Source organism: Acinetobacter colistiniresistens, assembly GCF_024582815.1.
Lineage (GTDB): Bacteria > Pseudomonadota > Gammaproteobacteria > Pseudomonadales > Moraxellaceae > Acinetobacter.
In genome coordinates, this window is record NZ_CP102099.1 from 2,246,580 (window position 1) to 2,266,529 (window position 19,950).

23 protein-coding genes, 1 other RNA gene and 1 pseudogene are annotated in these 19,950 nt (G+C 40.4%); 12 read left to right on the plus strand and 13 right to left on the minus strand.

Annotated elements, in window-relative coordinates:
- Positions 1-15 precede the first annotated feature (15 nt).
- The 6 genes from hscB to NQU59_RS10690 form a co-directional block, all read right to left on the minus strand.
- Positions 16-534, minus strand: a complete 519-nt coding sequence (hscB, locus tag NQU59_RS10665) for a Fe-S protein assembly co-chaperone HscB (RefSeq protein WP_257063383.1) — start codon at positions 532-534, stop codon at positions 16-18.
- An 83-nt stretch (positions 535-617) separates the two neighbouring features.
- Positions 618-938 carry an iron-sulfur cluster assembly protein IscA gene (gene iscA, locus NQU59_RS10670; RefSeq protein WP_005240846.1) on the minus strand — a complete coding sequence of 107 codons (321 nt, stop codon included), beginning with the start codon at positions 936-938 and terminating at the stop codon, positions 618-620.
- A 29-nt stretch (positions 939-967) separates the two neighbouring features.
- Positions 968-1,354, minus strand: coding sequence for a Fe-S cluster assembly scaffold IscU (iscU, locus tag NQU59_RS10675; protein WP_004652980.1), 387 nt, complete (start codon positions 1,352-1,354; stop codon positions 968-970).
- Positions 1,355-1,445: 91 nt separating this feature from the next.
- On the minus strand, positions 1,446-2,663 hold the full coding sequence (locus NQU59_RS10680) for an IscS subfamily cysteine desulfurase (RefSeq protein ID WP_005240848.1): 1,218 nt from the start codon (positions 2,661-2,663) through the stop codon (positions 1,446-1,448).
- Between the two features lies 1 nt (position 2,664).
- Positions 2,665-3,138: an Rrf2 family transcriptional regulator gene (locus NQU59_RS10685; RefSeq protein WP_005240855.1), complete on the minus strand. Its 474-nt coding sequence runs from the start codon at positions 3,136-3,138 to the stop codon at positions 2,665-2,667.
- Positions 3,139-3,245: 107 nt separating this feature from the next.
- A complete protein-coding gene (locus tag NQU59_RS10690) occupies positions 3,246-3,893 on the minus strand; it encodes a hypothetical protein (RefSeq protein WP_005240857.1) in 648 nt (215 codons plus the stop codon).
- A 209-nt stretch (positions 3,894-4,102) separates the two neighbouring features.
- On the opposite strand from NQU59_RS10690, the gene NQU59_RS10695 reads away from it, so the two are divergent.
- The 3 genes from NQU59_RS10695 (at position 4,103) to NQU59_RS10705 (ending at position 7,010) form a co-directional block, all read left to right on the plus strand.
- Positions 4,103-4,558 carry a phasin family protein gene (locus NQU59_RS10695; RefSeq protein ID WP_005240858.1) on the plus strand — a complete coding sequence of 152 codons (456 nt, stop codon included), beginning with the start codon at positions 4,103-4,105 and terminating at the stop codon, positions 4,556-4,558.
- Positions 4,559-4,726: 168 nt separating this feature from the next.
- Complete coding sequence (locus tag NQU59_RS10700; RefSeq protein WP_004639426.1) at positions 4,727-4,999, plus strand: HU family DNA-binding protein; 273 nt, start codon at positions 4,727-4,729, stop codon at positions 4,997-4,999.
- 139 nt (positions 5,000-5,138) lie between these two features.
- A complete protein-coding gene (locus NQU59_RS10705; RefSeq protein ID WP_257063388.1) occupies positions 5,139-7,010 on the plus strand; it encodes a SurA N-terminal domain-containing protein in 1,872 nt (623 codons plus the stop codon).
- A gap of 63 nt (positions 7,011-7,073) precedes the next feature.
- On the opposite strand, the gene NQU59_RS10710 is transcribed toward NQU59_RS10705, so the two are convergent.
- Positions 7,074-7,931, minus strand: coding sequence for a YbgF trimerization domain-containing protein (locus tag NQU59_RS10710; protein ID WP_257063389.1), 858 nt, complete (start codon positions 7,929-7,931; stop codon positions 7,074-7,076).
- Positions 7,932-8,254: 323 nt separating this feature from the next.
- Between NQU59_RS10710 and ffs the strand changes: the two genes are divergently transcribed.
- Positions 8,255-8,351: signal recognition particle sRNA small type (gene ffs / locus NQU59_RS10715), an RNA gene on the plus strand.
- Positions 8,352-8,361: 10 nt separating this feature from the next.
- Here ffs and NQU59_RS10720 read toward each other — a convergent pair.
- The 4 genes from NQU59_RS10720 to NQU59_RS10735 form a co-directional block, all read right to left on the minus strand.
- Positions 8,362-8,850, minus strand: a complete 489-nt coding sequence (locus NQU59_RS10720) for a regulatory protein RecX (protein WP_257063391.1) — start codon at positions 8,848-8,850, stop codon at positions 8,362-8,364.
- 47 nt (positions 8,851-8,897) lie between these two features.
- Positions 8,898-9,944, minus strand: coding sequence for a recombinase RecA (gene recA / locus NQU59_RS10725; protein WP_005240862.1), 1,047 nt, complete (start codon positions 9,942-9,944; stop codon positions 8,898-8,900).
- A gap of 170 nt (positions 9,945-10,114) precedes the next feature.
- A complete protein-coding gene (locus tag NQU59_RS10730; RefSeq protein ID WP_004652990.1) occupies positions 10,115-10,543 on the minus strand; it encodes an RNA-binding S4 domain-containing protein in 429 nt (142 codons plus the stop codon).
- Positions 10,527-11,228, minus strand: a complete 702-nt coding sequence (locus NQU59_RS10735; RefSeq protein WP_257063393.1) for an HAD-IA family hydrolase — start codon at positions 11,226-11,228, stop codon at positions 10,527-10,529. Before NQU59_RS10735 ends, NQU59_RS10730 begins: the two co-directional genes overlap by 17 nt.
- A gap of 11 nt (positions 11,229-11,239) precedes the next feature.
- On the opposite strand from NQU59_RS10735, the gene NQU59_RS10740 reads away from it, so the two are divergent.
- From NQU59_RS10740 to NQU59_RS10755, 4 genes and pseudogenes are all read left to right on the plus strand, one after another.
- Positions 11,240-12,097 carry a 3'(2'),5'-bisphosphate nucleotidase CysQ family protein gene (locus NQU59_RS10740; RefSeq protein WP_257063394.1) on the plus strand — a complete coding sequence of 286 codons (858 nt, stop codon included), beginning with the start codon at positions 11,240-11,242 and terminating at the stop codon, positions 12,095-12,097.
- Between the two features lie 51 nt (positions 12,098-12,148).
- Complete coding sequence (locus NQU59_RS10745; protein ID WP_005240865.1) at positions 12,149-12,880, plus strand: histidine phosphatase family protein; 732 nt, start codon at positions 12,149-12,151, stop codon at positions 12,878-12,880.
- A gap of 184 nt (positions 12,881-13,064) precedes the next feature.
- A pseudogene (locus tag NQU59_RS10750) lies at positions 13,065-13,781 on the plus strand (ricin-type beta-trefoil lectin domain protein); the annotation flags it as partial.
- A 179-nt stretch (positions 13,782-13,960) separates the two neighbouring features.
- Positions 13,961-15,229: a hypothetical protein gene (locus NQU59_RS10755; RefSeq protein WP_043970147.1), complete on the plus strand. Its 1,269-nt coding sequence runs from the start codon at positions 13,961-13,963 to the stop codon at positions 15,227-15,229.
- A gap of 47 nt (positions 15,230-15,276) precedes the next feature.
- Here the strand turns inward: NQU59_RS10755 and rpsT are convergent, their stop codons facing one another.
- Positions 15,277-15,543 carry a 30S ribosomal protein S20 gene (gene rpsT, locus NQU59_RS10760; RefSeq protein ID WP_004652997.1) on the minus strand — a complete coding sequence of 89 codons (267 nt, stop codon included), beginning with the start codon at positions 15,541-15,543 and terminating at the stop codon, positions 15,277-15,279.
- A gap of 213 nt (positions 15,544-15,756) precedes the next feature.
- Between rpsT and NQU59_RS10765 the strand changes: the two genes are divergently transcribed.
- The 4 genes from NQU59_RS10765 to NQU59_RS10780 all read left to right on the plus strand — a co-directional run bounded on the left by NQU59_RS10765 (position 15,757) and on the right by NQU59_RS10780 (position 18,219).
- Positions 15,757-16,422, plus strand: a complete 666-nt coding sequence (locus NQU59_RS10765) for an NAD-dependent epimerase/dehydratase family protein (protein WP_043970145.1) — start codon at positions 15,757-15,759, stop codon at positions 16,420-16,422.
- A gap of 12 nt (positions 16,423-16,434) precedes the next feature.
- Positions 16,435-16,947, plus strand: coding sequence for a ribonuclease E activity regulator RraA (gene rraA, locus NQU59_RS10770; protein ID WP_005240879.1), 513 nt, complete (start codon positions 16,435-16,437; stop codon positions 16,945-16,947).
- A gap of 12 nt (positions 16,948-16,959) precedes the next feature.
- The gene (locus NQU59_RS10775) at positions 16,960-17,748 is read left to right on the plus strand and encodes a glutathione S-transferase N-terminal domain-containing protein (RefSeq protein WP_257063396.1); all 789 of its coding nucleotides are present in this window, start codon (positions 16,960-16,962) and stop codon (positions 17,746-17,748) included.
- 117 nt (positions 17,749-17,865) lie between these two features.
- Positions 17,866-18,219 carry a hypothetical protein gene (locus NQU59_RS10780; protein ID WP_043970143.1) on the plus strand — a complete coding sequence of 118 codons (354 nt, stop codon included), beginning with the start codon at positions 17,866-17,868 and terminating at the stop codon, positions 18,217-18,219.
- Positions 18,220-18,304: 85 nt separating this feature from the next.
- On the opposite strand, the gene NQU59_RS10785 is transcribed toward NQU59_RS10780, so the two are convergent.
- Positions 18,305-19,840, minus strand: a complete 1,536-nt coding sequence (locus tag NQU59_RS10785) for an acetyl-CoA C-acetyltransferase (RefSeq protein WP_257063398.1) — start codon at positions 19,838-19,840, stop codon at positions 18,305-18,307.
- Positions 19,841-19,950 lie beyond the last annotated feature (110 nt).

A 19,950-nucleotide genomic window follows, 5' to 3' on the forward strand; every position in this document is an offset into this window, starting at 1 on the left:
ATTGGTAACAGCGGATTAGAAATCATCATCGAGGTCGAAGCTATCTTCTTCATCCAACATGCGATCTTCAGCTTTATCAATATCATTCATAACACGTTGGAAAAAACGTAACTTACGAACAGTATCACGTGCTTCAGCCCAGTCTTCATCGGCAAAATCGAGTTTAAATTCACTAATTAGACCGTCAATCCATTGCTGAATTTCAAGCTTTAATGTGCGAAGTTGCTCTGTTGAGGTCGCTTCATCTAGTTGCTCGCGCATTTCGAGTGCAGATTGAAGAAACTCAAAATCGCTAATGGATTGATCCAGATGATGATCTTGTTTTTTTAACGCAAGTAAATATGCTGCACGACTATCAACCTGTGAGAGTACTTTATACGCTTGGTTGATTTCACTTGACTTGATCAAGGCCTGATCTTTGTCAGCAGCTTTATCTGGATGATATTGCTGTTGCAAACTTAAAAACTGTTTTTTTAAAGCAGCTAAATCTATATCGAGTGCTTCGGGTAATTGGAACAACTCAAAATGATTCATGGGAGATGAATTCCGCTATTGATAAATACGTTAAAACAGTGCGGAACACACTGTTTTGACGAAAAGAAAGAGGGTGGTTGAGGTTAAACAGTAAATGATTCACCGCAACCACATTCACCTTTTTGATTTGGGTTATTAAACTCAAAGCCTTCGTTCAGACCGTTTTTCACGTAATCCATCTCTAAACCATTGAGATAAACTAGGCTTTTAGGATCAACAAAAACTTTAACACCGAGCTGTTCAAACACTTGATCATGTGCATCGATATCATCGACAAATTCAAGTACATAAGCCAACCCAGAACAACCCGAAGTTTTCACACCAATGCGAATGCCTTCACCCTTACCGCGGTTTTGCAGGTAATTGCTGATGTGAGTCGCAGCATTTTCAGTTAGATGGATCATGAAAACTCCAATGTTATTTCGGTCATCAATTAAGCTTTCGCTTTTTTACCACGATAATCTTCGATCGCAGCTTTAATTGCATCTTCAGCCAAGACAGAGCAGTGTACTTTTACTGGTGGAAGTGCAAGTTCAGTCGCAATATCAATATTCTTGATTGATTGAGCTTCATCAAGCGTCTTACCTTTTAACCATTCAGTTACCAGTGAGCTTGATGCAATTGCAGAACCACAGCCATAAGTTTTGAAGCGAGCTTCTTCAATTACGCCATTGTCATCGACTTGAATTTGCAAACGCATTACGTCGCCACACGCTGGTGCACCGACCATACCTGTACCTACGTTTTCTGCATTTTTGTCTAAAACACCTACATTACGAGGGTTTTCGTAATGATCAATTACTTTTTCGCTATAAGCCATGTCGCTTCTCCAAACCTCGGGGTCAGCCTAATATTAATATGAGGGTTAAAAACACGTTTTCAATGAACTGCTCAATTGAGCGTGCAATGAATTAGTGTTCTGCCCATTCAACTGTTGAAAGGTCGATACCTTCTTTGTACATATCCCAAAGCGGAGAAAGTTCACGTAATTTCTCAACCGCAGCTTTGGTAATTGTTAACACATGGTCAATATCAGCTTCAGTGGTGTATTTACCAAAACTGAAACGAATTGAACTATGTGCCAACTCATCAGATAAACCTAAAGCACGTAAAACGTATGAAGGTTCTAAAGTTGCAGATGTACATGCTGAACCACTTGAAACAGCAACATCTTTCAGTGCCATCATCAGTGATTCACCTTCAACAAAGTTGAAGCTGACATTTAGATAGTTTGCAACGTTTTGTGTTGGGTGGCCGTTCAAGAATACTTGTTCAAGATCTTGTAAACCATTCCAAAGTTTGTCGCGTAATTTACGGATGCGCTCTTGTTCTGCTTGCATGGTTTTGCCCGCAATTTCAAACGCTTCACCCATACCAACAATTTGATGTGTCGCTAAAGTACCAGAACGCATACCACGCTCATGACCACCACCATGCATTTGTGCTTTTAAGCGAACACGTGGGCTACGACGAACGAAAAGTGCACCAATGCCTTTAGGGCCATAAACTTTATGACCAGAGAAACTCATCAAATCAACTTTCATTGTTGAAAGATCAATCTCTACCTTACCAACAGCTTGAGCTGCATCGACGTGGAAGAATGTTTTGTTGGCACGAGTTAATTCACCAATCGCAGCAACGTCTGTTACGGTACCGATTTCATTGTTTACCATCATGAGGGAAACAAGAATTGTATCTGGACGTAGGGCTGCCTGAACCATTTCTGGGGTAATTAAACCAGTACGTGGTTCTGGTTCTAAATAGGTAATTTCAAAACCTTGTTCTTCCAGCTCACGGCAAGGATCTAGCACAGCTTTGTGTTCGATTTTACTTGTAATGATGTGTTTGCCTTTTGAACCGTAGAACTGAGCAATCCCTTTTAATGCAAGGTTGTCTGACTCAGTCGCACCTGAAGTCCACACGATTTCACGCGGGTCTGCTTTGATAAGATTTGCAACCTGCTCGCGCGCATATTCAGCTTTTTCTTCGGCTTGCCAACCATATGCATGTGAACGTGACGCTGGGTTACCAAAAGTTCCCTCGAACGTTAAACATTCCATCATACGTTCTGCAACTTCAGGCAGTACAGGAGTGGTTGCTGCGTAATCAAGATAAATTGGACGTTTCATGTCAAATACCTGTAACCGATAGAAGGGCTGAATCTAAACTTGAAGAATTTTGGCGTAAAGCAACAGTTTGGACGTTGTCACGCGCAATTAAATCAGCAAGCGTGATTTTTGCGAGATAATCGGCAATATGGTGGGAGAGTTCTTGCCATAAGTCGTGCGTTAAACACATCGCACCGTTCTGGCAGTTGCCTTTGTGGTCACAACGTGTTGCATCAACGGTTTCATTTACAGCTTCAATAATTTCTAGCACAGTAATTTCACTTGCATTGCGTGCAAGGTGATAGCCACCATTTGCACCACGAACGCTTGAAACTAACCCATGACGTTTGAGTTTCGCAAATAACTGTTCTAAATAAGCGACTGAGATGGATTGGCGTGCTGCTATTTCCGCAAGCGTGATCGTTTGTTCAGTTGGCTGCAAAGCTAAATCAAGTAGAGCAGTCACTGCGTAACGACCGCGAGTTGTAAGACGCATGATTCGGTACACATGGTTAGACTAGATGCTTAAATTTTATGAATTCCGACTAAAATAGTCAAGTTTTAAATTGCCATAATCAGCGTGAAAAGTGAAATATGTTGGAATTATTGTATCCACGTATTATAAACAAAAAAGGCAATGAAAATAAAGCTCAATACAGCAAAGCTAATGTTGATCAAGCGTTGACGTTTTTGCAGGCGATGAATGCGGTTCTGATATTGCTTAACTTCTACTAGCAATGTATTGATTTCAGAACGTTGTTGATCGATTTTTTCCAATAGTGGAGCAATACGCTGTTGGGTTGCAATGACTTCTGCTTCATCATTAAACAGGTTAAACCATTGTTTCCAGTTTGCTAAAATACTAGAGAGGGTTAGATGAGGAACTAAATCTAGAAACTCTTCTACAAGGGCTGCATCACCTAAAATGCGCATATTTGTAATGCTACGCTGATTGTTTAACACAAATATCTTAATCAAATCGATCAATGTGCTATTAATTTCCAGATCGATATTTCGATCCAGCGCTTTCATATCAAATAAAAGACCTTTTTCGGTAAATTGGATATAAAAGTCAAAGAAAGGAATATAACTATTGATTCGAATAGTCATTTTTTTGTCGATCAACTTTTTTGCTTGTAGGCGTAGGCCAGCATCATGCGTCAAGATGAAGGAGAAAAAAGTTTCTAAAACAATGATGACAATGTTTAGCAACAAATGGGGATGTTTATGTCTTTGTTGCGTATCACTCATAGATCTCTTTTCCTTACCAATAACGTTGCGAAACAATAAAATCTGTAAACCTGAGCATCCGTACTCAAATTATTAAAAATAATTTACATGACTTTATTGCTTTGTAGAACAGTTTTTTAAAACGATCAAGTCTTAACTTTGATATTATAAAAACATTTTTATGGTTAAATACGACATACTGTTTGTAAAGTGCTTAGGAGTAATGGTCAATGGATAACTCAAATATAGAAAATCCTAATGAAGAAGCTGAAGTAAAAACTAAGCCAAAATCAAAGAGTTCTAAAAAATCTGCACTTGATTTCAAAAAATATACACAACAAATTTGGCTGGCTGGTTTGGGTGCTTTTTCACGTGCTGAGGAGGAAGGCAATAAATTGTTTGACTCACTGGTCAAGGTGGGTGAGGAGCTGGAGTCTAAAACAGTCGATTTTGCCGATAACACTGTCGGCAAGGTGACAGAAAAAGCCAAAGAGTCTGTAACAGACACCAAAGACAAGGTTGAAAAGATTTTAGATACGAGTGTCAACCACTCGTTGAATCGTATTGGCTTGGTCACGCCAAAGGATCTACAGCATATCGAACAGTTACTGGTGCAACTCCATATTAAGGTTGATGCGTTGATCGAAGAAAATGATCAATTGAAGGCTAAATTGAATAAAAAGTAAAAAAATGGCAGGTAACTCGTCCGTTTATGTCGTATTTCAGTATTTATTTTAATTAAAAGGTCCTTCTAGTATTGCGTTCTCCCCCAAAGCATTGCTATAAAGGCGTCATGGCCTTTTAAACTATAGCCTTGGATCTTAACAAACGATATTAAGAGGATATTTTTTATCATGAATAAATCAGAATTAATTGATGCGATTGCTGAAAAAGGGGGAGTGTCTAAATCGGATGCTGGTAAGGCACTCGATGCGACAATTGCGTCAATCACTGAAGCACTTAAGAAAGGTGACACTGTTACTTTAGTTGGTTTCGGTACTTTCAGCGTGAAAGAACGTGCTGCTCGTACAGGTCGTAACCCTAAAACTGGTGAAGAGCTGCAAATCAAAGCAAGTAAAGTACCTAGCTTCAAAGCTGGTAAGGGTTTAAAAGATTCGGTTGCGTAATCTTTTTAAATCAATAAACGCACCATTTAGGGTGCGTTTTTTATTTATTGAATGAAAAAGTTAATTTGATTCTTATTCTGCATTCATTCGCCTTTGTTTTTCAGTTAAAATTGCCCCGAAATAAAATATTGGAATTCTTATGGAATCGTTTCGTACTCTCATTAAGGGTTGGCTTGGCAAAGTCCTGTTAGTTTTGTTTTTGACCCCTTTAGCACTTGTAGGTATTGAAGGATATTTTAGTGGCAGCAATAAAGCAGATGTTGCGAAATCGGTAAACGGTCAAGATATTTCTAATAAAGAATTAGAAAGTGCCACCAAAAACTATAAAGACCAATATCTCTCTTTGGTGAAAGGTGATGAGTCGCTTTTAAATTTACCTGTTATTCAGGAGAAAGCTTTAGATGCATTAGTTGCGCGTAGCTTATTACAGCAACAAGCTGAAAAGTTGGGTATGACTTTAAGTGATGTGCAACTTGAACAAATGCTGGCGCAGCAACCGAGCTTTCAAGAAAATGGTCAATTCTCTAAGACCTTATATGAAAATTATTTGCGTTCAGTGGGAATGACCAATCAAGCTTTAATTGCAAGCTTGCGTCAGGATCATGCATTGAAAATGATTTCAACGTCTTTAATGGATTATGCATTGGTTAGTAAGTCAGATGTGCAGCAATTGGCAAATCTACAAACTGAACAACGGACCTTGCATTTGGCGAGTATCAAGCTGGATGATTATAAAAAGGGTGTAACTGTATCAAATCAGGAAATTACCGACTACTACAACAAGCATAAAAATGAGTTTAAGCAAGTTGCGAGTGTTGATGTTGATTATGTGGTATTGACGCCAGCATTGCTTCCTAAAACAAATCTTGCAGTAACAGAAGCAGATTTACAGCAAGCTTATGCGGCATTTGTTGATGAACAGAAAAAAGCAGTTAAACGTCAAGTTAAGCATATTTTAATTACTACTGATGCACGTGATGCTGCGGCTGCTCAAAAGCTTGCCAATGAGGTGTATGCAAAAATTCAGGCAGGTGAATCATTTGCACAGGCTGCTGCTCAGTTCTCTGAAGATCCGAGCTCTAAAGCGAATGGTGGTTTGGTTGAGTCATATGCACCAGGTGTCTTCTCGGCTGATTTTGACAACGCAGTGAATGCATTAAAAAATGGTGAGATTTCAAAACCAGTAAAAACCCAATATGGTTATCACATTATTGAAGCTGAATCACCAATGGTGAAATTACCATCGTTTGAAGCTGAGAAAGCTCGTTTGACGGCTGAGGTTGAAAAGTCGAAAGCAGCGAATTTATTCAGTGATACGGTTAACAATCTCAATGAAATGGTTGTTGGAGGTGATTCATTAGATGTGGTTGCACAAGAAGTGAAAGGTGCACGTATTGAATCTGCAAATGCTGTGACCCTTACAACAAATAATCCATATTTAGGTGATTTAAGCGTTAAAGCAAAATTGTTTAATGATGATGTGAAAAACGGTGACCGTAATGCATCTTCAAATATTCAATTGGCGAATGGTGATACGATCTGGATTAAGGTTCGTAATTATCATGCAGCAGGAGTCAAGCCTCTAGATCAGGCAACTGCGGAAGTGAAGGCTAAAGTCATTGAAGCAAAGGCGTATAAAGCTGCTCAAGCCAAAATTGCAACGATTCTTGCTGACTTTAAAACTCAACCTGCGGCACAAGTGGTTGCAAAATCACAAGTGACTTTTGAAAATGCGGGTACCTTTGCACGTTCACAAGGCTTAAAACGTGCGATTGAGCGTGCTGCATTTAGTATTCCAGCGCCAGCTAAAGAGGGTTTATGGTCTGCAACCACAGCGAAATTGCCAAATGAGTTGGTGATTGTTGCGGTTTCAAATGTGAATAATAGTGTTGCAAGTACTTTGCCTGCTGAACAGTTGCAAGAGCTGAATAAGCTTTATCAACAGTTCCGTGGCCAGCAAGTCTTAGAAGACTATACTGAATACTTAAAATCACAGGCAAAGATCAAATAAGTTTGTTCTAAGCAATAAAAAAGCCAGTTCTGATCGACTGGCTTTTTTATTGCAAAAAGAAAACTACTTTTTCTGAATGAATTTCGCTTCTTCTGATTGCGGATATTGGCTTAAGAGTTTACTTCTGTATTGATTGGCTAAGGCGGTATTCTTATCCACTTCTTTGGCAATACTATAGAGTTGATAGACCGCACGAGATGCTTTTGCTGAGTTTGGATAGCGAGTCGCAACAATATTATAGTTTTGCTTTGCAGCTTTATAATCTACAGGCTCAACCGCTAAATAAAACTCAGCTAGCCAAAAGTAGGCATTACCAACATAAATTCCATTGGGATGGTTTTTGATGAAGTTCTGCATTGGCTGGATGGCTTTTTTTGCACCGCCTTGTTTATAAGCGTCGAGTGCAACGGTATAGGCTGCTTTTTCGAGCTCGATTTGATTGGTGGTATTGTTTGTTGTCGCTGTATTGGCAGGTGGTTGATCTGCAGCAGGTTCTGCTTTCGATGGAGCGGCCTGTTGCTGTTGCGCTGGAGCTGTTGGTGCAATCACGGGTGTTGCTGTCTCAGCATTGGCGGTTGCTGCAGGAGCAGTTCCATCTTGGGCTTCTGGATGATCTTCTGGTGGATCAATTTTTTGCGAAAGCAGTTCTAAGCGTTGATCTAGATCAGTGTAGCGATTGCTCAGTTCTTTTTTTAATTGCTCAATGGCATTGTCATGTTCTTCAAGCTGACCACGGAGCTTGCGAATTTCTTCTTCAAGCTTCTGGTTCTTTTGCATGATTTCCCAGTTTAGGCTAGGAGTACCAGCAACAACATTATTGGCTTGTTGTTGACTCAAAGAGCGGGATTCAATTGGAACATTGGCATATAAATGCGCACTACTGAGCAGGGCAATAAAAAGTACGGAATGCTTTTTTAGCATAAAAATTCATCCATAAGTTGAAAAATAAAGCTGTGGTCGAAAAGTCTTCACTTTTTACTTGCAACACACTAGATATAGATTTTTGATTAAGCCATTAAAACAGCAACTCATTTAAATGCAATAAGCATTTACAATCTTCAAGCACTTTTGCAGGGAATTGCGAGGTTGTTGTTTAATGTTTGTTCGTATTGAAAGTGAATAGATAACAAATATATAGCAGTTGACGAGGAATTAGGCAGTTGAATGCAAAACTTGCGGAAAAACAGCGAGAAGTCTTGCAACTCAGGTAAAAATCTCTATACTTTGTCAGGCAATGGTAGCCCTGCTGGTAGCTTCGCAATTGTACTCTACGAACCCCGCCAGGACCGGAAGGTAGCAACGGTAGTAGAACTATGATGTGCCGAAGTCATGCTGGTAGGGCTGCCACCATTTATTCTTCTCCGCTCGTTCGAGCAACCGCTTTCATAATAACTCCCATATCAAAGCCACGGTATTGTAAGAACCGAATTTGTCTTGCCTTGATTTTTGGATCAGTTGCCACTTCCTCTCCAAATTTTTTAACTTTAAGCTGATAGGCTTGATCAAGCCAATCGACCTCTTCAAGTTCTTCAGTAATTAGGTCGGTATCTAACTGCTTCGCTTTCAGTGCTTGTTTAATACGTTGCAAACCTTTGCCTTTTCTGAGTTGGCTCGCTAGGGTGAGTTCGGCCACGCGTTGATCGCTTTGATAATTGTGTTGCGCTAACTCTTCGACCAGTTTTGTGACTTCCTCTGGGTTGATCGCATATTGATTCAGTTTGGCAATTAATTCAGCTTGGGAATAATCGCGGCGCGTGAGTAGGGCAAAGGCATAGGAGCGTAATCTCGAGCCAGTGAGTGTTTTAGGCTTTTCAGTTTTTTCATTGTTAAAGTTAAACAAAATTTATTTCCTTCATTAAAGAAAAACGCCCCGAAGGGCGTTTCAGTTTAGCTCTCTAAGAAATCTGGTTCTTCTTCTTCAATTTCTGTATTTTCAGTTGGTTTGTTTTTGGTGAGTAGTTGTTCGCGAATCAGCTTTTCAATTTCTTGAGCCATTGCTGGATTTTCTTCAAAATGACGAATCACATTGTTCTTACCTTGGCCAATTTTATTGCCTTGATAAGAATACCAAGCACCCGCTTTTTGTACGATATCTTGTTGAACTGCAAGATCAACCAGTTCACCGAGCTGATTAGTCCCTTTGCCGTACATAATTTGGAAAACGGCTTCTTTGAAAGGAGGTGCCATTTTATTTTTTACAACTTTAACGCGTGTTTCGTTACCGGTAATCTCGTCACCTTCTTTGACTTGACCGATACGACGAATGTCTAAACGTACAGAGGCATAGAATTTAAGTGCGTTACCACCCGTTGTGGTTTCTGGGCTACCAAACATCACACCAATCTTCATACGGATCTGGTTAATGAAGATCACCATACAATTCGAGCGCTTTGCATTACCTGTAATTTTACGTAAAGCCTGACTCATTAAGCGCGCTTGTAAGCCCATATGTGAGTCACCCATTTCGCCTTCGATTTCGGCTTTCGGGGTCAATGCTGCAACAGAGTCGACAACGATTAAATCGATTGCACCAGAGCGCACCAGCATATCTGCAATTTCAAGTGCCTGCTCACCGTGGTCTGGTTGTGAAACCAAAAGATTATCAATATCGACACCAAGCTTGCGTGCATATTCTGGATCTAATGCATGTTCCGCATCGATAAAGGCACAAGTACCGCCATTCTTTTGACATTGAGCAATCGCCTGTAATGTCATGGTCGTTTTACCTGATGATTCAGGACCGTAGATTTCAATGATACGGCCTTTTGGTAATCCGCCAATCCCTAATGCAATATCAAGTGTTAAAGAACCTGTAGAAACCGCTTCAACGGCTTGTACTGTGTTATCACCTAAGCGCATCACTGTATTTTTACCAAATTGTTTTTCAATCTGGCTTAACGCAGCTTGTAACGCCTTACTTTTATTATCATCCATCTCAAAACCTCAAAACTTTATTTCTTAACGACTAACCCAAGTGGATGTATTGAATCTCAACTTGTTGGGACTTGAGTATAGTGGCAGATTCTCGTTGTTTATTCTACATCTGATCTGTGTCTATACGACACAAAATGACGCATCCAAAATTGAAAAATATCCATCAAAATCTACTCATCATGATAAGACCATGATTGGACATTTTCCTGTTTAAAACGATTGATATCACGACGATCTTTTTTACTTGGTCGGTGATCTGGTCGGGCTAGATTATGCAATTTTCGCTGAGATGCATGCAACTCTCTGCGCGCAATACTTTCTGTTGTTTCTTCATAAAGTAACTGGGCTGCCGGAGCGCCACCCCGGACGGCGGAAAGTGCCTTGACCACTACAGTTTTTTTCTCGAAACCTTGTTGAATGGTCAGTTCCATTCCAATACGGACATCTCTGGAAACTTTCACCCGATCATTGTTGTGGTGAACTTTACCACCTTCAATGGCGGCCTTGGCAATCGAGCGTGTTTTAAAAAAACGTGCTGCCCAAAGCCATTTATCAATGCGCATGGCATCCATGCTGTCTGGTTCATGCTGTTTTGGCATCTGTTACCTGTAAATTGGTTTCAAGATAATCAACGAGTTCGGTTAATTGATCAAGTGCGGGATAGGGTAGCTCTGTTGCCATTCTGGCGGATTTTCCGCTAGATGGCTGTAAAATGCTAAAGAGTTGAGTGATCCCAAAATCTTCAGCACTTTTGAGTACAGCAACTGTATCGTCAACAAAGACCGCTTGTGCTGGGTCAAATGGATGAAGTTGTTGTAACTTTTGCCAAAATGCGATTTCTTCTTTGGCGTGCCCAAGTTCTTCGCTACTGATCATAAGTTCAAAGTAAGGGCTCAGTTCGACATTTTCAAGTTTGAGTTTTAGGCTGGCACGATCGGCATTGGTGAGTAGCCAACAGCGATAGCCTTGCGCATTTAACTGTTGTAACAGTTGATGGCAACCAGTTCTTGCACGGATTTTTTCACGATGCTGGTATTGTAGTTGCAACACATCAACACCTACTTTAGACGTCCAGTACGCCGAAGAGTACCAAGATAGTGTATGCTTATGTTGTTGGTAAAATTGAAATAAGGTCTGTTGGCTTTGTGCAAGTGTGCATTGATGCACTTGAGCGTGTCGTTCAGGCAAACAATGATTCCAAATCAAATCATCAAAGGCTAAATCGAGTAATGTGCCGTCCATGTCAAACATGGCAATCGGCTGCTGTAAATCTGAATATGACATAAGGTTGGTCTATGTTTATAAAAACGCTTGCCCCACAAGATCAGTTAATTACACAACTTGTTCCAATTATGGCGCAGGCTAGTCAAATATTGCTGGAAGAATACCAAAGTTATTGTGCGGGTTGCGAATTTAATATTCAGGAAAAAAGTGATGATTCTCCAGTTACGCAAGCCGATTTAAAAGTAAATCACTTTTTATTGAAGCATTTAGCAACAGTGACACCACAATTACCCGTGTTGTCAGAAGAAAGTGATTATTCTGCACGTGCGGCATGGTCGCGTTGCTGGATGCTGGATCCACTGGATGGAACTAAAGAGTTTATCCATGAGCGTGATGAATTCACCATTAATCTTAGTTTGATTGAAGAGCATCAAACCACTTTTGCGATTATTGCAGTGCCGTGCGAACAGGTGATGTATATCGGTTACACCTCGCAACGACCTTATAAATATAGCTTTAGCCGACAAGAATGGGCGCAATATCAGTTAGAAGAACATGACTTGGCAGCACCACTGCAAATTGGTTTGAGTCACAACAGCAAAAATCCTAAATATAAAAATTTTATTGAGCCGATTTTGCAAAATCGTGAAGTGGAGCGTCGTGAAGCCGGCAGTGCTTACAAGTTTTGTATGATGCTGGAAGGTGAAATTGACATTTATCCTCGTTTCCATCCGACCTCTGAATGGGATACCAGCTCAGGACAGGCTTTACTAGAAAGTATTGGGGGTGGTTTGATGACGTTGGACGAAAAACCTTTTATGTATAACCAACGTGAAACAGTTTTGAATGGCGGCTTTATCGCTTATCGAGATCAACATTGCAAAAAAATTGCTTACCAGGCCTTGGCGCTTTCTGGCATTTTAGATTGAGAGTCATCCTGCTCATGCTATAGTGGAGTAAATCCGAACTTGTGTGTGAATATGGCCCTGCATTTATTGCCTAAAAGCATGTTTGAAGCAATCGATTTATTACCCGATGCTTCAACACCTGTGACGTTATTTACTCGTCATTCCCTGCGTGAGTTGGTGAATGGACAGGGCTTGGCGGGTTATGATCTACAGTTGACTGAACAGGGGCGAGAGTTGGCCTATGCTTGGGGCGAATATTTAAGCCAGCATAGTGATCGTGCAATCCAGCATTGTATTTCAAGCCCAATTCAGCGTTGTGTGGATACTGCAGCCTTGATGATTGAAGGGGCTGATCAGACCCGTAAAGCCGTGAATACCCATCGTATTGAAATTGTGGAACAGCGTTTATTGGTTGAGCCTGGTAGTTTTGTGTTGGATATACAGCAAGCAGCCCCGTACTTTCGCAAGCAGGGAGCTTTGGGGTTTATTAATAGTTTTGTGAATAATGCATTACCAGGAATGAAGCATCCGATTACAGGTGTGTTTGATGTACTTGAATTGCTTTACCATACGCATCCCACACAAAAGAATGGTCTGAGTTTAGCGGTTAGTCATGACACGATTATTGCAGCAATCCTTGCTGTGATTTCAGGTAAAAATCAAATTGAACAAACAGATTGGCCCGCAATGATGGAAGGATTGTTTGTCTGGTTTGAGGGCGAGGATTTTGTTGAAAGCCAGTTGAAATGGATCTGGCGTGGTGAACTTAATAAATTAGATGTTAAACAGTTTTTGCATCAATAGCATTAATAAACGACGGGCAACTTTATAAGAGTAAAAGGCACTGAATCGCTGTTAATTTGAATCCAAATGCTATATTGGGATTTATCTATAGCTGAGTGCAAAATAATCTAATTATCGGCCTTTTACTAATTTCTGTCCTTCGATACTGCTAAGGTGGGCTTACAACGTGGTTGAGATTGAGCCTAATAAAGATAAGGCTGTTGTAAATCTTTCGCCTGAATCTAAACTGTTGTTTGATTCATACCGAGGTTTTAAAGATCAGCTTTCTTCAGATGCTCAGAATGAAATGGTACGTTATACCCAGCAGCAAATTAAGCTGTATCGTTTAAATCGCTGGATCAATGTGTATCGTTCAGATTTAGATCATTTAAATGCTGATGCAGTAACGGCATTTCAGGCCTTTGTGGAAAAGCTAGCGCTTAAAGGTGATTTGAACCTTGCTTCGAGTACCAATTTAATGAACCGTACCAACTGCCTAAAAGCTGAAACTTTGGCCAATGGACAACTCAATGCATTTATCAGTGGTTCTACGGGTTGTGTTGGTAATGATTCGGAAAAGTGGGTCTACGATGCCTTGGGTAAAATTCATAACAAGCAATATATCGATCAATGTTTAACGACCACCGCAGGCAATGTGATTAATCTTATGCCTTGTAGTGGCGTGAGTAGTCAGGTTTGGGAAATTGATACGACTGCACAAGCGATTAAGCAGTCAAATCAGTGCTTTGATTTGGAGGGTGGTTATTTAACCAATAATCGTGCACGCTTAATTCGCTATCGTTGTACCAGTGGTGCGAATCAAAAATGGACAATTCCTGTAGCAAATAACAGTTTGATCCTTGCAGGTTTGTCTGCCAAGAATTTACCCGTTGCGAGCAAGATTTTGGCTGTTGCCCCTTAATATTTTTATTTGTGTGTCATAAATGAATGGTATGAAGCTCTTCGGAGCTTCATATTTTTTTATCCAGAATATATTTGTTATAAAGTTTAAAAATAATAAAAGTGCACTTTTAAAATTTATCATTTTTCGTCATGATAAGGCTATAAAAAGAGAAACTTGACACATAATTGGATAAAAAGATGTTATCAAACACAATTTATTTATGGGAGCCTGAAATTTTTACAGGTAAAGTTCCCGCAGAAGATGATTCATATCAAGTTGCTTTTGAGTTGCATCAGCAATATCGTAATATCTCTAGTCATGGCAGAACTTTGCAGGCGTGGTTAGAGTTATTTAGCAACAAGATTGGTGATCCACAATATCAATCCTATTTTTCTGAACAGACCCTACAGTGGGTGCAAGAAATTAAGAATAAATTTGCTCAGGGCATATGTGCCAGTATCCAGTTGGAAACTTGGGCAAGTGAAGCGCAAAATGATGCGGTATATCGGGTTTTCTATGAGGCGGTTCATGAAACAGGGATTGGCTTCTATGAGCCGAATTATAATGTATGGGCTACAGGAGAGTTGCAATCTCCTGAAAATGCGGTTTCCCATATGCTGCAACCTTATTTATTGGAGCCTTTGCATACTCAGCAGATCGAAGCTTTGGTTGAACCTGAGCCTGTTAAGGTTGCAGGTGAGTTACCAGCCCCACAGAATATGCCTGAGGCTGAGCAATTGATCAGTCAGTGGTTTGAACAACAATTCTATACCCAGCAGTTAAGTCTTAATGTGTTTAATGTTGCTCATGACTTTATTTCAAATTGGGGGAATATTGGTCGTCCTGAATTGGCTTTGGATACAGGCTATCGCTGTTTTTTATTGACGCAAAAACAACTGGGTGTTTTTTATCAGTTAAAAATGGTGCTAAGAAAATTAACAGTTAGTCCAATGCTATCTTTTGCGATGGACTTGACCGACCGCTTTATTCCTCAGCAGTTGCAAGAACAGTTATCAGAGCGTTTGATTTTTAGGCTGCGCTCTATGGATGTACATAAGAATACAGGGCAGAAGTATCACGCAGAACCGTGTTTTGCCTTAACAGGTCGATGGGATACACAGGCTGATATTCAGAATTTCTTTAAAAATCTGGATGATTATATCAATTTTATCTTTTCTAATTTGGGACAAAGCCGATTAGAGGTGTTGCAGGCCTGGGCGTATGGGGATATGCCTGAAGGAATTAAAATTGATCTGGATTTTCGTTTTGAATTAATGATGCTGGCGTTGAGCCAAGATGAACTATATTTGCAAGAGCGTTATCAGTATCATAAAACTGTGCTGACACAGAATCATGCACGTGCCAGTGATTTAGGTTTACTTGAAGAAAGTCATAACTTTTGTCAGAAGTTAGTCAGGATCGTGACAGAAGCGGGAACAGGGATGCAGCCTTACATCAAAAATTAAACACAATAAAAAAGCCCGAATATTCGGGCTTTTTTATATGCATCAAATTAGTTAGCTAATGCTTTAACTTGAGCGTTCAAGCGGCTCTTATGACGAGCAGCTTTATTTTTGTGGATAATGCCTTTATCAGCCATACGGTCGATAACTGGAACAGCAGTTTTATAAGCTTCTGTAGCAGTAGCATAATCACCAGCAGCGATCGCATTTACAGTACGTTTGATATAAGTACGAACCATAGAACGTAAGCTTGCGTTGTGTTTACGTGCTTTAACGTTTTGACGAGCACGTTTTTTAGCTTGAGCAGAGTTTGCCACTCGTGCACTCCTTGAAAATAAGTTGGTCTGGGCGGGCTGAAGTTAAAACCAATAAAACATTAGCAACATTCACCAGCCCGTAAACAAGTGCCATATTTTGAGGAAACTAAGCCGCGAAGTCAAGTCTTGTGATACTTTTAAGTAGATTTAACAGGTGAAAAACGTGCAAGAAAACGTTACATTAGCCTTAGTCATTGATTGGAACAAATAAAAATGAAAATAGGTGATAAAAAGGCAATTGTTATTGGCGCAACAGGCTTGGTTGGTCAAGCCCTTGTAGATGCGTTGCAGCAAGCAGGTGATTTTAGTTCAATTACAGTGGTGGTTAGAAAAAGTTCAGAAATATTAAAATCTTACAGCAAAGTAACACAGCTGATATTAGAAGACTTTCTGCTATTGAATGATGAGGATGTAAGTCCCTATACCCATGCATTCAGTTGTTTGGGAAGTACGATCAAACAAGCAGGATCTAAAGATGCTTTTTATGCGATTGACTATGAAATCAATGCCCATTTTGCAGATTTAGTTCAGGATAAAAATATTCATTTATTGGTGGTGAGTGCATTGGGAGCGAATGCTAATTCGCCAGTTTTCTATAATAAAGTCAAAGGCGAATTGGAAAACTACCTAAAAAACCTGTCAATTTATAAGCTATCAATTTTCCAACCCTCACTGTTAATTGGTAAGCGTAGTGATATTCGCTTGCTTGAGGACTTGGCGCAGACCGCATTTAAGCTGGTCGAAAAAGCATGGACCAGACCGTTTAAATTTAAACCTGTTACTGCTGAGCAATTGGCGCATACTATGTTGATTGCAGCACAAACTCAAACTGCAGCATTCAAATACTATGATAATTTAAGCATACAACAAACTAGATAAAGGAGCATTTCAGTGACCGCAATCCCTTTCGTAACATGTGATTTGTTAGATGATAATCCTGAAAAAAAGTTACAAGTCGTAACACCATCTCTAGATGGTAAATTCTTTAAAAGTTATGGTGCCCGTAAGACATTTGGTGGACAAGCCGTGACCGTTAAGTGTTTTGAAGACAATTCACGTGTAAAAGAATTATTGGCAACCGATGGTACGGGTAAAGTGTTGGTGGTTGATGGTGGTGCTTCGATGCGTTGTGCGCTCATGGGGGATTTGATTGCTGAGTCAGCGGTTAAGCATCACTGGAATGGTGTCGTGATTTATGGTTGTGTCCGTGATGTTGATGCGATTGCAGAACTCGATTTAGGCGTACATGCATTGGCTGCCATTCCACAAAAAAGTAATCGTAAAGGCATAGGTGAAGTGGACATCACATTGTATTTTGGTGGTGTGACAATCAACTCTGGCGATTATATCTATGCAGATAATAATGGCATTGTGATTGCAGAAGAAAAATTAGTCGACTGCTAAAAGGATAATATTATGTTGAAAATGGTGAGCCATCAATTCAAGGTTTTACAATCTGTATGTGCAACTTTAATTGAAGGTGGAAGAGGTGTTTCTGGTACACCATTTCCAAATCAGCCTGCAAAAGCACTTAAGTTCTACGAGTTTGAAGGTTCTCCATTTTGCCGCCGTGTTCGTGAAGTAATGACTTTATTGAATCTGGATGTAGAGATTTATCCCTGCCCAAAAGGGGGTCAGAAATATCGTCAGATTGTCAAAGCAACTGGTGGTAAAAAACAGTTTCCATTTCTGATAGATGAAAATACGGGTGATCAGTTATATGAGTCACAGCAAATTATTCATCATCTGTTTAAACATTATGGCAAAACAGGACAAACACCAAAGAAGTTTAGTTATTATCCAAAGCTCCCGTATGTATCTGCTTTAGCTTCTGCTGCCAATGCTGCGCGTGGAGTATGGATTAATCCGCAGATTGTTGACCGACCAGCGCCAGCACAGTTACTGGAGCTGTGGAGTTTTGAGGCAAGCCCTTATACACGGCTGGTTCGTGAAGTCCTGACTGAGTTCGAACTGCCTTATCTTCTGCATAATGTTGCTAAAGAGCGTTGGCAGGATATGGGACCAGCAATTTTGCGTTTGAAGCCTGGAAAATATATTCCACTGCCCAATGGTAAACGTGAAAAAATTGTTGAAGTAATGGGGCGCGATATTCAGGTCCCATATTTGGTTGATCCGAACACAGGCGTGAAAATGTTTGAGTCGGCTAAAATTGTGGAATACCTCAAGCAGCAGTACGGGCAATAAAATGAAGGCAGAGAAGGCATCTTTTGGAAGATACTTTTTTATGTGAGATGAAGTGATTGCTTCCATCGAAGATTTAGCGGTTTAATAGACCCGAAAATAGTTATGTGATCATCCACCATGTTGAGTCAATTCACCAATCTCTTTAAAAGTTCCAAAGAAACACCTGAGCAATTATTTTTAAAAGAACATGCTTTGGTGTTTGATGCTGAGCAAGGCGCCATTCTGAATGGTGTAGTGTTGAATGGGTTGAGCGTTCGTCTGGAATATTTTTCTAATCGAAAATTAGACCGATTTGATGATCTGGAGAAGTTATTTCGGATTACACCGCAAATTAATGAAAAGATTGATTTGGAATTGCATTCGCAACGTTTTGTTGAGCGATTGGGCAACACTGAGAAAAATCTAAAGGAATTGAAGCAAGCGATTAACGTGTTAAACGATTATTATGTGAAGTTTAAACGGGCGAGATGAATGCAGCTACTGTGTAAGTCAAAGATGTGCTCTAAATAAAAAAGCTGAATCAAATGATTCAGCCTTTTTATGGGTAGGTGAACAATTATTTTTCAATAATCGCGGTCACACCTTGACCACCAGCAGCACAGATCGAAACAAGGATACGACCTGAACCTTTTTGGTTTAAGATTTTCGCAGCAGTCGCGATGATACGACCACCTGTAGCAGCAAATGGGTGACCCGCAGCTAAAGAAGAACCTTTGATGTTTAACTTGCTACGATCAATTGAACCTAAAGGTGCATTTAAGCCTAAACGCTCCTTACAGAATTTCTCGTCTTCCCAAGCTTTCAATGTAGAAAGCACTTGTGATGCAAATGCTTCGTGGATTTCATAGTAGTCGAAATCTTGAAGTTTAAGACCAGCACGCTCAAGCATACGTGGAACTGCATAAGCAGGTGCCATCAATAAGCCTTCTTTCTTGCCAACGAAATCAACTGCTGCAGTTTCCGAGAAAGTCAGATAAGCAAGTACTTCATGACCATTGGCTTTCGCCCATTCTTCAGACGCTAAAAGTACACAAGACGCACCATCAGTTAATGGTGTTGAGTTACCCGCAGTCATGGTTGCAGCTTCGCCTTTACCAAAGACTGGTTTTAATTTTGCTAATTTTTCAGCTGTAGAGTCTGCACGTAAGTTGTTGTCACGGCTTAAACCCAAGAATGGTGTGATTAAGTCATCGAAGAAACCTTCTTCATATGCTTTTGCCATTTTTTGGTGAGAAGAAGCAGCTAGAATATCTTGCTCTTCACGTGGAATACCCCACTCAAGCGCAGTAATTGCTTGATGGTCACCCATCGATAAACCTGTACGTGGTTCACCATTTTTAGGTGCATCCATAAGATCTTTCACATTGATTTTCGCTAAAGCTTTTAAACGGTCTTTACCTGTTTTCGCAATGTTAAGTTCAAGTAGGGCTTTACGTAAGCCATCACCGAAAGCAATTGGCGCATCAGAAGTGGTATCAACACCACCTGCGATACCCACTTCGATTTGACCTAAAGCAATTTTGTTTGCGACAAGGAATGCTGCCTGTAAACCCGTACCACATGCTTGTTGAATGTCATATGCAGGGGTTTCTGGCGCAAGTTGAGTATTTAATACACACTCTCGTGTCATGTTGAAATCACGGCTGTGCTTTAATACAGCACCAGCAACCACTTCGCCTAGGCGTTGGCCTTGTAGGTTGAAGCGCTCAACCAAACCGTTTAACGCAGCTGTAAACATATCGATGTTGGAAGCTGTGAAATAAGCGCCGTTAGAGCGAGCGAAAGGAATACGGTTGCCGCCGATAATGGCAACTCGGCGCACAGTGTTTTGGCTCATGGTTTTATCCTGTTGAACAGAAGGTTTGGTTGTTTTAGCTGCAACTGCTTTCGTTGTTGTCGAAGAAGCAGTGCTTTTTGTCGTAGCTGCACTACGCGCGGTAGAGCGAGCACGCGTTGTTTTTGGTGTCGTCGTTGCGGCTTTTGGAGTTGTGCTTGCAGTTTTACGTGAAGTTGAAGCTGCTTTTGATGTATTTGACACAGTCTCTTGAGCTGAAGTCTCGACTGCTGGATTTTCTTGAGTTGTTTTGCTCATAAGGCTTTTCCAAGCATAATTGCGATATTCTTGCTACAAACATACCATATTTCCAATACTGCTGTATTGACTAGAATGACGCTTGAGACCACATTCAGGTCAAGACATCC